The sequence below is a fragment of the Kitasatospora sp. NPDC058190 genome (assembly GCF_042883685.1).
Taxonomy (GTDB): domain Bacteria; phylum Actinomycetota; class Actinomycetes; order Streptomycetales; family Streptomycetaceae; genus Kitasatospora.
This window is the reverse complement of record NZ_JBHVVI010000028.1, coordinates 17876-32356: the sequence shown is the minus strand read 5'-3', so window position 1 is coordinate 32356 and position 14481 is coordinate 17876. Positions and strand designations below refer to the sequence as shown.

Genomic DNA, 14481 nt, shown 5'->3' with positions numbered 1-14481 from the left:
TCCCGCTACGCCGGGCCGGCGACCACGGCGATCGGAGTGGTCACCGGGGTGCCCGAGCCGTCGCGGCGCGGGTCGCGCTCCGGCAGGTCGACCGGGGCGCCCTTGGCCGTGGCGGCGCGGGCCGGAGCGGCGCCGGCCCAGGCGAAGGTCAGGCCGTCCTCGCCGCGCAGGAAGCGCTGGCAGCGGACGCCGCCGGTGGCACGGCCCTTGCGCGGGTACTGCTCGAACGGGGTGACCTTCCAGCTGGTCTGCTCGTCACCGGCGAGGGTGCCCGAAGCCCCCGCCACCGAGACCACCACCGCGTCCGCGGCCGGGTCGACCGCCGTGAACGACAGCACCCGGGCGCCATCCGACAGCTTGATGCCCGCCATGCCACCCGCCGGGCGGCCCTGCGGACGGACCTGGCCCGCCGGGTAGCGCAGCAGCTGGGCGTCCGACGCGATGAAGACCAGGTCCTCCTCGCCGGTGCGCAGTTCGACCGCGCCCACCAGCTCGTCACCCTCCTTGAGAGCGATCACCTCGAACTCGTCCTTGTTCGCCGGCCACTCCGGCACCACCCGCTTCACCACGCCCTGCACCGTGCCCAGCGCCAGGCCCGGCGAGGACTCGTCCAGCGTGGTCAGCCCGAGCACCCGCTCCCCGGCCTCCAGCCGCAGGAACTCGTCCACCGCCGCACCGCCGGCCAGCGTCGGCGACGGCGTGGGCGGCAGCGCCGGCAGGTCGATCACCGGCAGCCGCAGCACCCGGCCCGCCGACGTCACCACGCCCACGTCCGCGCGCGCCGTCGCGTGCACCGCCGACACGATCACATCGTGCTTGGAGCGCTTCTCCGACACCTCGAACGGCTCGCCGTCCGCGGTGCGCGCCAGCAGCCCCGTCGAGGACAGCAGCACCCGGCACGGGTCGTCCGCGACCTCCAGCGGCACGGCCAGCGCCGCCGCCGGGGCCGCCCCCGCCTCCAGCAGGACCGTGCGCCGCTCCGTCCCGAACTGCTTGGCCACCGCGCCCAGTTCGGACGACACCACGCTGCGCAGCCGGGTGTCCGACTCCAGGATCTCGGTCAGCTCCGCGATTTCCGCGGTCAGCTTCGCCTTCTCCTGCTCCAGCTCCACCCGGTCGAACCGGGTCAGCCGCCGCAGCGGGGTGTCCAGGATGTACGCCGTCTGCGTCTCCGACAGCGAGAAGCGCTCCATCAGGCGCTCCTTCGCCTGCTGTGCGTTGTCACTCGACCGGATGATCGCGATGACCTCGTCGATGTCGACGAGCGCCACCAGCAGACCCTCGACCAGGTGCAGCCGCTCCTCGCGCTTGCGCCGGCGGAAGTCGCTGCGCCGGCGCACCACGGTGAAGCGGTGGTCGACGTAGACCTCCAGCAGTTCCTTCAGCCCGAGCGTCAGCGGCTGGCCGTCCACCAGCGCCACGTTGTTGATGCCGAAGGTCTCCTCCATCGGCGTCAGCTTGTACAGCTGCTCCAGGAGCGCCTCCGGCACGAAGCCGTTCTTCACCTCGATCACCAGCCGCAGCCCGTGCTCGCGGTCGGTCAGGTCCTTGACGTCCGCGATGCCCTGCAGCTTCTTCGCGTTGACCAGGTCCTTGATCTTCGAGATGACCTTCTCCGGGCCGACGTTGTACGGCAGCTCGGTCACCACGATGCCCTTGCGGCGGGCCGTCACCGACTCCACCGTCGCCGTCGCCCGGATCTTGAAGGTGCCGCGGCCCGACTCGTACGCGTCCCGGATCCCCGACAGGCCCACGATTCGCCCGCCCGTCGGCAGGTCCGGACCGGGCACGAACCGCATCAGCGTGTCCAGGTCCGCGTTCGGGTGCTTGATCAGGTGCCGGGCCGCAGCCACCACCTCGGACAGGTTGTGCGGCGGCATGTTCGTCGCCATGCCCACCGCGATGCCCGTCGCGCCGTTCACCAGCAGGTTCGGGAACGCGGCCGGCAGCGCCAGCGGCTCCTGCTCACTGCCGTCGTAGTTCGGCCCGAAGTCGACGGTGTCCTCGTGGATCGACTCCACCATCGCCATCGACGCCGCCGTCAGCCGCGACTCGGTGTAGCGCATCGCGGCCGGCGGGTCGTCGTTGCCCAGCGAACCGAAGTTGCCGTGCCCGTCGATCAGCGGCAGCCGCATCGAGAACGGCTGCGCCATGCGCACCACCGAGTCGTAGATCGACGCGTCACCGTGCGGGTGCAGCCGACCCATCACCTCGCCCACCACGCGCGCGCACTTCACGTGCGCGCGGTCCGGGCGCAGGCCCATCTCGTTGGCCTGGTACAGGATCCGGCGGTGCACCGGCTTCAGACCGTCCCGCGCGTCGGGCAGCGCACGCGAGTAGATCACCGAGTAGGCGTACTCCAGGAAGGAGCCCTGCATCTCGTCCACGACGTCGACATCGAGGATCCGCTCCTCGAAGTCTCCGGGCGGCGGGGTCTGCGAACTGCGGCGGGCCATCGCGGCGGGGCTCCCTTACGTGTCGCTGGCTGTGTCGTCGGTCGATCGTCGGCCGTCGTCGGTCGGTCGGACGGGCGTCGCCGTCCTGCTCCCCGCCCTGTCGTCGGACCCGTCAACCGGGCGCCGTCAACAGGGGACGGCGCCCCCATTGTGGACCCTCGCGCCGACACTCCCGGTCAGCGGCCCTCTTCCGCCCCTGGCGAACGCCCCGTCCGCGCGGACACAAACACACCTTCCGCGCGTTGCACCACAATGGGGGACGCCACACGAACCCCGACATCGACGACGGGAAGGACCCGAGCGCATGGCCAACCCGGCCCCCGCCTCCAGCCGAGGCATCGCCATCACCGAGCACCGCCTGGCCAACGGCCTGCGGGTCGTCCTCTCCGAGGACCACCTCACCCCGGTCGCCGCGGTCTGCCTCTGGTACGACGTGGGCTCCCGGCACGAGGTCAAGGGGCGTACCGGCCTCGCCCACCTCTTCGAGCACCTGATGTTCCAGGGCTCGGCCAACGTCTCCAACAACGGCCACTTCGAACTCGTCCAGGGCGCCGGCGGCTCGCTCAACGGCACCACGAGCTTCGAGCGCACCAACTACTTCGAGACCATGCCCGCCCACCAGCTGGAGCTCGCCCTCTGGCTGGAGGCCGACCGGATGGGCTCGCTGCTCGCCGCCCTCGACGAGACGTCCATGGAGAACCAGCGCGACGTCGTCAAGAACGAGCGCCGCCAGCGCTACGACAACGTCCCGTACGGCACCGCCTTCGAGAAGCTCACCGCGCTGTCCTTCCCCGACGGCCACCCGTACCACCACACCCCGATCGGCTCCATGGCCGACCTGGACGCGGCCACCCTGGAGGACGCCCGCGCGTTCTTCCGCACCTACTACGCGCCCAACAACGCCGTGCTGTCCGTCGTCGGCGACATCGACCCCGAGCAGACCATCGCCTGGGTCGAGAAGTACTTCGGCTCCATCCCCGGCCACGACGGCAAGCAGCCCCCGCGCTCCGGCGAACTCCCCGACACCATCGGCCGCGAACTGCGCGAGGAGATCCACGAGGACGTCCCTTCCCGCGCCCTGATGGCCGCCTACCGCCTGCCGCACGACGGCACCCGGGAGGCCGACGCCGCCGACCTCGCGCTCACCATCCTCGGCAGCGGCGAGTCCAGCCGCCTCTACAACCGGCTCGTCCGCCGCGACCGCACCGCCGTCGCCGCCGGCTTCGGCCTGCTGCGCCTCGCCGGCGCCCCCAGCCTCGGCTGGCTCGACGTCAAGACCTCCGGCGACGCCACCATCCAGCAGATCGACGCCGCCGTGGACGAGGAGCTCGCCCGCTTCGCCGCCGAGGGCCCCACCCCGGAGGAGCTCGAGCGTGCCCAGGCCCAGATCGAGCGCGAGTGGCTCGACCGGCTCACCACCGTCGCCGGCCGCGCCGACGAACTCTGCCGCTACGCCGTCCTGTTCGGCGACCCCAAGCTGCTGAACGACGCCCTCCCCAAGGTCCTCGACGTCACCGCCGAAGAGGTCCAGGCCGTCGCCAAGGCCCGGCTCCACCCCGACAACCGGGCCGTCCTCGTCTACGAGCCGACCGCCGCCGCTTCCGACGCCGCTTCCGAAGAGGAGGGTGCCGCCGTATGAGCACCGACTACGTCCCCGCGATGACCTTCCACCCCCAGCCCCAGCCGGGCACCCCCAGCCCGTGGGCGTTCCCCGCCCCCGAGCGCTCCGCCCTCGGCAACGGCATCACCGTCCTGCACTGCCACCGGCCCGGCCAGCAGCTGGTCGCCGTCGAGGTCCTCCTCGACGCCCCGCTCGCCGCCGAACCCGAGGGCCTCGACGGCATCGCCGCCATCCTCGCCCGCGCCCTCAACGAGGGCACCGACACCCTCACCGCCGAGGAGTTCGCCGCCGAACTCGAGCGCGCCGGTGCCACCCTCGACGCCCACGCCGACCACCCGTGCATCCGGGTCTCCCTGGAGGTCCCCGCCTCCCGGCTCCAGCGCGGCCTCACCCTGCTCGCCGACGCCCTGCGCGCCCCCGCCCTCCCCGCGGAGGAGATCGAGCGGCTGGTCGCCAACCGTCTGGACGAGATCGTCCACGAGCAGGCCAACCCCGCCCGACGCGCCGCCAAGGCCCTCTACGCCGAGCTCTTCGACGCCGCCGACCGCCTCTCCCGGCCCCGCAGCGGCACCGCCGAGACCGTCAAGCCGATCGACCGCGCCGCCGTCAAGGCCTTCTACGAGGCCCACGTGCGCCCGGCCACCAGCACCGTCGTCGTGGTCGGCGACCTCACCGGCGTCGAGCTGCCCGCCCTGCTGGAGAGCACCCTCGGCACCTGGACCGGCTCCGCCGCCGAGCCCTCCGCGCACGCCCCCGTCACCGGCGACGACCGCGGCCGCGTCGTCATCGTCGACCGCCCCGGCTCCGTCCAGACCCAGCTGCTCATCGGCCGGATCGGGCCCGACCGCCACGACCCGGTCTGGGCAGCCCAGATCCTCGGCACCTACTGCCTCGGCGGTACCCTCACCTCCCGCCTCGACCGCGTCCTGCGCGAGGAGAAGGGCTACACCTACGGCGTGCGGGCCTTCGCCCAGCCGCTGCGCTCCGCCGCCGACGCCAGCGGGCGCGCGCTGCTGGCCATCAGCGGCTCGGTGGACACCGCCTCCACCGCGCCCGCGCTCGCCGACACCTGGACCATCCTGCGCACCCTCGCCGCCGAGGGCCTCACCGACGCCGAGCGCGACGAGGCCGTGCAGTTCCTGGTCGGCGTCGCGCCGCTGAAGTACGAGACCGCAGGCTCGGTCGCCGGCACCCTGGCCGACCAGGTCGAGCAGCAGCTCGCCGACGACTACCAGGCCGAGGTCTACCGGCAGCTCGCCGAACTGCCCACCACCGCGGCCACCGAGGCCGTGGTCGCGGCCTTCCCGCCGGACCGCCTGGTCACCGTCCTGGTCGGCGACGCCGCCGCGATCGAGGCGGACGTGCGGGCGCTCGGGATCGGCGAGGTCACCGTCGTCAGCTGACGCCCGCTGTCGTTGTCGTCCGGCCCGGTGGAGCGCACTCGCTCCGCCGGGCCGGACGCGTTTTTAAATCCGTTGCGGGCCCAGCCCGTTCCATGGATAGATGTTCCCCGACGCACAACACGTGCGAACTGCGACGAACGAAGGGAGGCGGTCACCATGCGGGTCGAGCGAGCCATACGACGACGCTCCCCAAGGCCGTATCTCCCCTGTTCCGCTCCGGCTGCCTGAGCGCACCCGCTTCTGAACTTCCCCGAGCCACGCCGGGATTCTTCGCGCGGCACTCTCATCTCTCCTGAACCACCCGACCCATGGAGGTCGTTCAACCATGACGTACACCGAGGTGCCCGGGATCCGGGTGCCGATCCGGATGTGGACCGACCCGGCGACGGTCGAGGGCGCGGCCATGCAGCAGCTGCGCAACATCAGCTCCCTGCCCTGGCTGCACGGCCTCGCCGTGATGCCCGACGTCCACCTGGGCAAGGGCGCGACCGTCGGCTCCGTCATCGCCATGAAGGGCGCGGTCTGCCCGGCGGCCGTCGGCGTCGACATCGGCTGCGGGATGAGCGCGGTGAAGACCTCGCTCACCGCCAAGGACCTCCCGGACGACCTGTCCCGCCTGCGCTCCAAGATCGAGCAGGCCATCCCGGTCGGCCGGGGCCTCCACACCGACCCGGTCGACCCGACCAAGCTGCACGGCTTCCGCGCGGCGGGCTGGGACGACTTCTGGCAGCGCTTCGACGGGGTGGCGGAGGACGTCAAGTGGCGCCGTGAGCGGGCGATGCAGCAGATGGCGACGCTCGGCGGAGGAAATCACTTCATCGAGCTGTGCGTTGATACGACTGGCGTGGTCTGGCTGATGCTGCACTCCGGCTCCCGGAACATCGGCAAGGAGCTGGCGGAGCACCACATGGGCGTCGCCCGCTCGCTGCCGCACAACCAGGGGCTGATCGACCAGGACCTCGCGGTGTTCATCGCGGACACCCCGCAGATGGCGGCCTACCGCCAGGACCTCTTCTGGGCACAGGAGTACGCCAAGCACAACCGCGCCCTGATGATGGCGCTCTTCCAGGACGTCGTCCGCCGCGAGTTCGCCAAGGCGAAGGTCGGCTTCGACGAGGTCATCAGCTGCCACCACAACTACGTCTCGGAGGAGACGTACGACGGCGTCGAACTGCTCGTGACCCGCAAGGGCGCGATCAAGGCGGGCAGTGGCGACTACGGGATCATCCCCGGCTCCATGGGGACGGGCTCCTACATCGTCCGCGGCCTGGGCAACGAGGCGGCGTTCAACTCCGCCTCGCACGGCGCCGGCCGCAAGATGAGCCGCAACGCGGCGAAGAAGCGGTTCACCACGCGCGACCTGATCGAGCAGACCAAGGGCGTGGAGTGCCGCAAGGACAGCGGCGTGGTGGACGAGATCCCCGGCGCGTACAAGTCGATCGAGAAGGTGATCGAGCAGCAGAAGGACCTCGTCGAGGTGGTCGCCCACCTGAAGCAGGTCGTCTGCGTCAAAGGTTGACGACCGGCGAAAGGCTCTGACGAACGCGGCTCGGTGAGCTCCCTCCCTGATCATCGGGAGGGGGCTCGCCGATTTCGCGTTTCGGCCCGGCATTTGGTACACGCCAATTCGCGGGGTTTTGGAGCACCCCCGGGCCTGCCGCGCCCGCGGTACCACATGGTGTCGCTGTGCGTATCGAACTTCGGCATATTCATAGAAGAATTTGATATTCGTGTTAAACGGCGCGGCGCGCTTTTAATTCGATGCCCCCATTTGTCCGGGTTGGCTGGTTTGTGGAACTTGCCCCTCCATTGAAGTTGTCGTGGGCAGGACTGAATAGCGGTGGTGGTTTCATCGTCATAGGGAGAAGCGCTAGGGCTTCGAACGCGAGAAACTGAAGAGGAGCCTACCGTGCGTTACAACGACTGAAATTCCAGATGCCGATTGGGCCGGCATCCCTCGCGTCCGTAATTGTCTGTCCGCGCCAATGGCGGGACCATTTGAATCAGGTGGATTCTCATGCGCTACAACGACTAATTTTATCGGCCGCAACCGCAGCGCAGCTCGGTACCGGCGGCGAGAATTGGGCGCCGGACCCGGCAGGTCCGGGTCCGGCGCACTCTCTTCGACCCAAAAGAGAGCCTAGGCCTCATAGGCCTCATAGGCCTCATAGATCGGTTCAAGAACCCTAGGAATTGTCCATGGAACTCCCGGTCCGGTACGACCCCCTCGACAGTGCGACTCTTCTCGACCCCTACCCGGTCTACGCCGGGCTCCGCGCGTCGGAACCCGTGCACTGGCACGAGAAGATGCAGAGCTGGGTGCTGACCCGGTACCGCGACTGCCAGGCTGTGTTGCAGAACCCCGGGGTGTTCGCGACGGACTGGCGGCGCGCCGGGGAGTCGGTTTCCGAGCCGTGGCTGAGCCTGCAGACCCTGGACCCGCCGGACCACGGTCCACTCCGCAGCCTGTTCATGAACGCCCTGCGCGCACAGGACCTGGAGGCCATCGGCAAGCGCGGCGAGACGCTCGTCGGAGCGCTGCTCGACGGTGTCGAAGGCAAGGCGGAATTCGATCTCATGTCGGAGGTGGTCGAGCCGCTCGCGCTGGCGACCATTTCGGAACTCATGGGAATCGATTCCCCCGACGTCCGGACCTTCGCCTCGATTTCAGATGCCATTGTGCGGAGCATGGATGCCGGCCTCGCGCCCGAGACGCCGCGGACGGTGTCGAGTCGGCTGCCGAACTCAGGCGGCTGGGAATCGAGGCGCGCGGCCAGCTGAGTGAAATGGTCGAGTCGTGGTTCACGGCCAATCCGCGTCCCGGCCTGCTGGCCCATGTGGCTGGCAACCGTGACAATGTGGAGGTCGCCGACTCCTTCGTTCGGAACACGGTTCGGGTGGTGTTCCAGCCCGGGTACAGCTCGATCGTCGCGGGCGCCGGAAACGCCATGCTGGCGCTGCTGCAGAACCCTGAGAAATTCGAGGAGATGCGCGACCCGGAGCTGCTGTCGAGTGGTTTCGACGAGCTCATGAGGTATGACGCCTCGGTGCAGGGGACCAGCCGCATCGTCACCGAATCCACCACCATCGGCGGTGTCCCGCTCAAGCGCGGAGACGTCGTTGTGGTGCTTTTCGGTGCGGCCAACCGCGATCCCGACAAGTTCCCCCGGCCGGACGAACTCACTCTGGACCGGACACCGAATCAGCACATGGCCCTCCCCGCCCTGGTCGCCGTGATCGCTTCGGCCGAGGAGCGGGTGACCTCGCACGCCACCGGCCAGTACCAGGGAGTCCTGGCCATCGGCCGTGGAGCCACCAACGTGGCCGGGCCGGTGGCGCTGGTCGCGGTCGTCGGGGCGGGCCAGTTCGGGTGGGCGGCACTCGCGCTGGTCTTCTTCGCGGCCGGGCTGGCGATGCCCGTGGCGACGCGGCTGCCGGTCGATGAGGGCGCGGCCCCGGCGGCGTGATCGGCAGTGGCGCCCGGTCGCGGCGGCCGCCCACCTGGAACCGGTCGTCCGCGTCCGAAACCGGTCATCCGCCGCAAGGACCGAACACCACGACAGGGGGTGTGCTGCCGGGCGGCACACCCCCTGTCGTCACCGGAAGGCTCAGGCCGCGGCGGGGAGCTCGTCGAGGCCTTCCTGGACGAGCTTGGCGAGGCGGTCGAGGGCCTCGTCGGCGTCGGGGGCGTCGGAGGCGAGGATGACCTCGTCACCGCCCTGGGCGCCCAGGGCGAGGAGGCCGAGCATGGAGGCGGCGTTGACCGGGTTGCCGCCCGGCTTGGCGATGGTGATCGGCACGCCGGTGGCCGTGACGGCCCGGACGAAGACGGAGGCGGGACGGGCGTGCAGGCCCTCGGCCCAACCGATGGTGACGCGGCGCTCGGCCATGAGACGTGCCTTTCCGGTGAAGCTGGTCACGGCCGTGCTCGGGGAGCGGGGGAAACGACCGTGTTGTCTAGACCAGTGTTGCACGCAGGCAAGCCCTCCGAGCCGCCCCGTTCGGGAGTTGTGATTGTTTCTTTTCGGGGCATAAGGACCGGCCGGTGGCCCCGTCCACCCTGCCGCGAGCACACGACCGGCGCCATTCGGCCCGCCGCCGGATAACCTGACGACTGTGGAAGACCCCGCGGTGGCGAACCCCGCGCAACCCGACTATCCGCAGCACTGGGAAGCCGACGTCCTGCTGCGCGACGGCGGCACGGCCCGGATCCGGCCGATCACCCCCGCCGACGCCGGGCGGCTGGTGGAGTTCTACGAGCAGGTCTCGGACCAGTCCAAGTACTTCCGGTTCTTCGCCCCCTACCCGCGCCTGTCCGACAAGGACGTCCGCCGCTTCACCCACCACGACTTCGTGAACCGGGTCGGCCTCGCCGTAGTGGTCCGGGACCACTTCATTGCCACCGTCCGCTACGACCGGATCGACGCCGACGGCCGCCCCTCCGACCACGGGACGGACGCCGAGGTCGCCTTCCTGGTCCAGGACGCCCACCAGGGCCGTGGTGTGGCCTCCGCCCTGCTGGAGCACATCGCGGCCGTCGCCCAGGAGCGCGGCATCCGCCGCTTCCAGGCCGAGGTGCTGCCGGAGAACCGCAAGATGGTGAAGGTCTTCACCGACGCCGGCTACACCCAGCACCGCAGCTTCGCCGACGGCGTGGTGCACCTGGAGTTCGATCTCGAACAGACCGACCGCTCGCTCGCCGTGATGCGCGCCCGCGAGCACCGCGCCGAGGCCCGCTCGGTGCAGCGACTGCTGACCCCGCGCTCGGTGGCCGTGGTCGGGGTCTCCCGTCACCCGCAGACCGTCGGTCGGGCCATCCTGCGCGACCTGCTGGGCGGCTTCGACACGGAGTTCGAGAGCCGGTACGAGCCCAAGTGCGAGCCGCGCGCCGTCCACGCGGTGAACCGCAACGCCCCGCCCGGCACCGAGCTGGACGGCATCCCGGTGCACCGTTCGATTCTGGACATTCCCGGGCCGGTCGACCTCGCGGTGATCGCCGTCCCCGAGGGCGCCGTCCCGGCGGCCGTCGCCGAGTGCGGCGTGCGCGGGGTGCAGGGCCTGGTGGTGGTCACCGCCGGCTACGCGGAGACCGGCCCGGAGGGCCGGGACCGCCAGCGCGCCCTGGTCCGCCAGGCCCGTGCGGCGGGCATGCGGGTGGTCGGCCCGAACGCCTTCGGCCTGATCAACACCGACCCCGAGCACCCGCTGAACGCCTCGCTCGCCCCGCACCTGCCCGACCGCGGCGGCTTCGGGATCTTCTGCCAGTCCGGTGCGATCGGCGTGGCCCTGCTGGAGGCCGCCCACAAGCGCGGTCTCGGCGTCTCCTCCTTCGCCTCGGTCGGCAACCGCGCGGACGTCTCCGGCAACGACTTCCTCCAGTACTGGGCCGAGGACGAGGCCACCGAGGTGGTGCTGCTCTACCTGGAGTCCTTCGGCAACCCCCGCAAGTTCACCCGGATCGCCCGCCGCCTGGCCGCCGTCAAGCCGGTCGTCGTGGTCAAGGGCGCCCGGCACACCGGCAGCCTGCCGCCCGGCCACGCCGTTCCCGCCACCGCCACCGGCCTGCGCGACGCCACCGTGGACGCGTTGTTCGAACAGGCCGGGGTGACCAGGGTGGCGACCATCACCGAGCTCTTCGACACCGGCGAACTGCTCGCCCAGCAGCCGCTGCCACCCGGCGACCGGGTCGCCGTGGTCGGCAACTCCGACTCGCTCGGCCTGCTCACCTACGACGCGTGCCTGAGCGCCGGCCTGCGCCCGCGCACGCCGGTCGACCTCACCACGGCCGCGACCGGCGAGAACTTCCGGATCGCGCTGGACGTCGCGCTCAGCGACCCCGCCGTGGACGCCGTGATCGCCGTCGCCATCCCGCCGATCGGCACCTCCGCGCACGCCTTCATGGGCGGCCGACTGACCGGCCCGGACGACCCCGAGATGGGCTCGGACGACCCGGAGATCGCCGCCGCCCTGCTCGAGGCGGGCACGCGCGCACGGGGATTGGACAAGCCCCTGGTGCTGGCCCACCTGGCCCTGACCGATCTGCCGGCCCGGCTGCGCCCCGGCGGCATCCCGGCCTACGCGGCGCCCGAGCGCGCCGTGCGCGCCCTGGCGCACGCCGTGCACTACGCCCAGTGGCGCCACCGCACCGCCGAGGCGGAGGAGACCGCGCGCGTCCCCGAGCTGGACCGGATCGACGAGCCCGGCGCCCGCGCCCTGGTGGAGGCGGCGCTGAGCACCCGCGCCGCGGTGTCCCGCCCGTCGCCCACCACCACCCTTGTTCGAGGCGCTACACGCCGCTCCTTCTCGTTGCGCACCCAGGCCGGCGGCGCCCGGATCACCCTGAGCGAGGCCGAGACCCACGAGCTGCTGGAGCGCTACGGCATCGACGTCTCGACCACGCTGCCCGCCCCGGACGAGGAGAGCGCCGTCAAGGCCGCCGAGCAGCTCGGCTACCCGGTGGCCCTGAAGGCGACCGCCCCGCACCTTCGCCACCGCCCCGACCTGGGCAGCGTCCGCCTCGACCTGACCGGCGAGCCGGGCCTGCGCCGTGCCCACCGCGAGCTGGACGCCCTGCTCGGCGGCGCGGCCGGGGCCGAGCTGGTGGTGCAGCGGATGGCCCCGCGCGGCGTGGACACCGTGATCGGCGCCACGGTGGACCCGGCCGTCGGCGCGATCCTCTCCTTCGGCCTGGCCGGCGCCCCGGCCGAACTGCTGGGTGACGTGGCCCACCGCCTGGTCCCGGCCACCGACCAGGACGTCGCGGGCCTGATCCGGGAGGTCCGGGCGGCGCCGCTGCTGTTCGGCTGGCGCGGGGCCGAGGCGGTGGACACCGCAGCCCTGGAGGAGCTGCTGCTGCGGGTGTCGCAGCTGGTGGACGACGTGCCGGAGATCGCCTCGGTGGACCTCGAACCGGTGGTCGTCGCCCCGCACGGACTGGCGATCCTGGGGGCGCGGGTGCGGGTCGCACCACTGCCCGTCCGCAGCGATCTGGGCCCGCGCGCGATGAGCACGCTGTAACCTTCCTTGGTTGCGCCTGCCCGTGGGCGCTGATGTCCGAAGCTCGGCGCCGCGCCGCCCGCTTCGTCGGCGGACCATGCCAGGATGGAGTTATGGCGAAGACCGGTACCACCACCACTCAGGACCTGCGCTCGGCGATCGAGCGCAGCGGCTACTACCCGGCCCTGGTGTCCGAGGCGGTGGAGTCCGCGGTGGGCCCGGAGCCGATCAGCTCCTACCTGGTGCACCAGGAGACGACCTTCGACTCCAACGAGGTGCGCCGGCACGTGACGGTGCTGGTGCTGACCGCGACCCGGTTCGTGGTGAGCCACACCGACGAACAGTCGGGGGCCGAGGGCAGCCCCGCGGTGCCGTTCGCGACGACCTCGACGGAGAGCGTCCGGCTGGACCGGATCGGCTCGGTCGTGGTGAGTCGGATGGTGGCCAACCCGGAGACGTACACCCCGGGGACGCTGCCCCGCGAGGTGGTGCTGACGATCGGCTGGGGTGCGGTGCAGCGCTTGGACCTGGAGCCAGCCGGCTGCTCGGACCCGAACTGTGAGGCCGACCACGGCTACACCGGTTCGGCGACGGCTGACGACCTCTCACTGCGGGTGAGCGAGGCCGGCGACGGCCCGGAGACGGTGGCCCAGGCGCTGGTGTTCGCCCGGGCGCTGTCCGACGCGACGATCAACAACGGCCCGCGGCCCTAGGGCGCGTCCCGCGGATCCCCGCCGGGTCCGCCGACGAGATCCGCCAGGCCCGCGCTGAGCTCCGCAGCTTCCGACCGCTACGAATCCGGTTCCATGTCCTTCGCACCCTCCGACGGCTACGACGCCTTCGAGATCCTCGACCCGGCCGCGGCCCCCGCGCCCCCGTACGGCAGCGGCTCGCTCTGCGACCTGCTCCCCTCGGTGGCGGCGGGCCTGGGCGTCCCCGGGTTCACCGCGACGCTGCCGATCGCCCCGGCCGACCGGGCGGTGGTGTTCCTGGTGGACGGCCTGGGCTGGGAGCTGCTGCTGCGCCACCCGGAGTACGCGCCCTTCCTGTCCTCGCTGGCCGGGAGCTCGCTGGGCGGCACCGGCCGTCCGCTGACCGCGGGCTTCCCGTCCACCACCGCGACCTCGCTGGCCTCGGTCGGCACCGGCACCCCGCCGGGCCTGCACGGGCTGGCCGGGTACACGGTGGCGGTGCCGGGCGCCGACTACCTGATGAACCAGCTGCGCTGGCAGCCGCACACCGACCCGCAGGCCTGGCAGCCGTACCCGACGGTCTTCGAGCGCACCCACCGGGCCGGGGTGGCGACCGCCCAGGTGTCCTCCCCGCTCTTCGCCCAGACCCCGCTGACCAAGGTGGCGCTCTCCGGCGGCACCTTCCTCGGCCGCACCACCGGCGAGGAGCGGATGGACCTGGCCGCCTCCTGGCTGGCCGAGCACGACCGGGCGCTGGTGTACACGTACGTCAGCGAGCTGGACGGCGCGGGCCACCGCTTCGGCGTGGACTCCGACGAGTGGCGGATGACGCTGGACGCGGTGGACCGGCTGGCCCGCCGACTGGCGGAGCAGCTGCCGCCGCGCTCGGCGATGTACGTGACCGCGGACCACGGCATGATCGACATCGCGCCGGAGGACCGGATCGACTTCGACGAGGACTGGGAGCTCGGCGCGGGCGTCGCCCTGCTCGGCGGCGAGGGCCGGGCCCGGCACGTGTACGCCGTACCGGGCGCCGCGGCCGATGTGCACGCGGTCTGGAGCGAGGTGCTGGGCGACCGGATGTGGGTGGCCACCCGGGACCAGGCGATCGCGGCGGGCTGGTTCGGCCCGACCGTGGACGAGCGGGTGTACCGGCGGATCGGCGACGTGGTCGCCGCGGCCCGCGACGACATCGCGATCACCGCCTCCCGCAACGAACCCGGCGAGTCCGCGATGATCGGCCTGCACGGCTCGATGACCCCGGTCGAGCAGTTCGTGCCGCTGCTCGAAGTCCGCGGCTGAGCCGGTCCCTT

General features: G+C 71.6%; 10 protein-coding genes. 8 read left to right on the top strand and 2 right to left on the bottom strand.

The features are described from left to right. Window positions 1-5: 5 nt before the first annotated feature. Window positions 6-2456 (bottom strand): DNA topoisomerase (ATP-hydrolyzing) subunit A, encoded by a 2451-nt coding sequence (locus ACFVWU_RS15670; RefSeq protein WP_387620336.1) that lies wholly within the window; start codon window positions 2454-2456, stop codon window positions 6-8. 304 nt (window positions 2457-2760) lie between these two features. On the opposite strand from ACFVWU_RS15670, the gene ACFVWU_RS15665 reads away from it, so the two are divergent. The 5 genes from ACFVWU_RS15665 (at window position 2761) to ACFVWU_RS15645 (ending at window position 8947) form a co-directional block, all read left to right on the top strand. Beyond that, complete coding sequence (locus tag ACFVWU_RS15665; RefSeq protein WP_387620334.1) at window positions 2761-4095, top strand: M16 family metallopeptidase; 1335 nt, start codon at window positions 2761-2763, stop codon at window positions 4093-4095. Window positions 4096-4115: 20 nt separating this feature from the next. Further along, window positions 4116-5480 carry a M16 family metallopeptidase gene (locus tag ACFVWU_RS15660; protein WP_387620441.1) on the top strand — a complete coding sequence of 455 codons (1365 nt, stop codon included), beginning with the start codon at window positions 4116-4118 and terminating at the stop codon, window positions 5478-5480. Between the two features lie 325 nt (window positions 5481-5805). Next, the gene (locus ACFVWU_RS15655) at window positions 5806-6999 is read left to right on the top strand and encodes an RtcB family protein (RefSeq protein WP_387620331.1); all 1194 of its coding nucleotides are present in this window, start codon (window positions 5806-5808) and stop codon (window positions 6997-6999) included. A 680-nt stretch (window positions 7000-7679) separates the two neighbouring features. Further along, window positions 7680-8261, top strand: coding sequence for a cytochrome P450 (locus tag ACFVWU_RS15650; protein ID WP_387620328.1), 582 nt, complete (start codon window positions 7680-7682; stop codon window positions 8259-8261). A 5-nt stretch (window positions 8262-8266) separates the two neighbouring features. Beyond that, window positions 8267-8947, top strand: a complete 681-nt coding sequence (locus ACFVWU_RS15645) for a cytochrome P450 (protein ID WP_387620325.1) — start codon at window positions 8267-8269, stop codon at window positions 8945-8947. A gap of 141 nt (window positions 8948-9088) precedes the next feature. Here the strand turns inward: ACFVWU_RS15645 and ACFVWU_RS15640 are convergent, their stop codons facing one another. Continuing rightward, entirely contained in the window at window positions 9089-9370 is a 282-nt protein-coding gene (locus ACFVWU_RS15640) for an HPr family phosphocarrier protein (RefSeq protein WP_188306085.1), read from the bottom strand. Window positions 9371-9596: 226 nt separating this feature from the next. On the opposite strand from ACFVWU_RS15640, the gene ACFVWU_RS15635 reads away from it, so the two are divergent. The 3 genes from ACFVWU_RS15635 (at window position 9597) to ACFVWU_RS15625 (ending at window position 14470) form a co-directional block, all read left to right on the top strand. Continuing rightward, window positions 9597-12497 carry a GNAT family N-acetyltransferase gene (locus ACFVWU_RS15635; protein ID WP_387620321.1) on the top strand — a complete coding sequence of 967 codons (2901 nt, stop codon included), beginning with the start codon at window positions 9597-9599 and terminating at the stop codon, window positions 12495-12497. A 92-nt stretch (window positions 12498-12589) separates the two neighbouring features. Then, window positions 12590-13189, top strand: coding sequence for a DUF5998 family protein (locus tag ACFVWU_RS15630; protein WP_380611992.1), 600 nt, complete (start codon window positions 12590-12592; stop codon window positions 13187-13189). A gap of 93 nt (window positions 13190-13282) precedes the next feature. After that, window positions 13283-14470, top strand: coding sequence for an alkaline phosphatase family protein (locus ACFVWU_RS15625; protein WP_387620317.1), 1188 nt, complete (start codon window positions 13283-13285; stop codon window positions 14468-14470). Window positions 14471-14481: the final 11 nt, after the last annotated feature.

Coding starts and splice junctions, on each gene's coding strand:
- ACFVWU_RS15670 (WP_387620336.1), bottom strand. CDS start 2,456: ATGGCCCGCCGCAGTTCGCAGACCCCGCCGCCCGGAGACTTCGAGGAG.
- ACFVWU_RS15665 (WP_387620334.1), top strand. CDS start 2,761: ATGGCCAACCCGGCCCCCGCCTCCAGCCGAGGCATCGCCATCACCGAG.
- ACFVWU_RS15660 (WP_387620441.1), top strand. CDS start 4,116: ATGACCTTCCACCCCCAGCCCCAGCCGGGCACCCCCAGCCCGTGGGCG.
- ACFVWU_RS15655 (WP_387620331.1), top strand. CDS start 5,806: ATGACGTACACCGAGGTGCCCGGGATCCGGGTGCCGATCCGGATGTGG.
- ACFVWU_RS15650 (WP_387620328.1), top strand. CDS start 7,680: ATGGAACTCCCGGTCCGGTACGACCCCCTCGACAGTGCGACTCTTCTC.
- ACFVWU_RS15645 (WP_387620325.1), top strand. CDS start 8,267: ATGGTCGAGTCGTGGTTCACGGCCAATCCGCGTCCCGGCCTGCTGGCC.
- ACFVWU_RS15640 (WP_188306085.1), bottom strand. CDS start 9,370: ATGGCCGAGCGCCGCGTCACCATCGGTTGGGCCGAGGGCCTGCACGCC.
- ACFVWU_RS15630 (WP_380611992.1), top strand. CDS start 12,590: ATGGCGAAGACCGGTACCACCACCACTCAGGACCTGCGCTCGGCGATC.
- ACFVWU_RS15625 (WP_387620317.1), top strand. CDS start 13,283: ATGTCCTTCGCACCCTCCGACGGCTACGACGCCTTCGAGATCCTCGAC.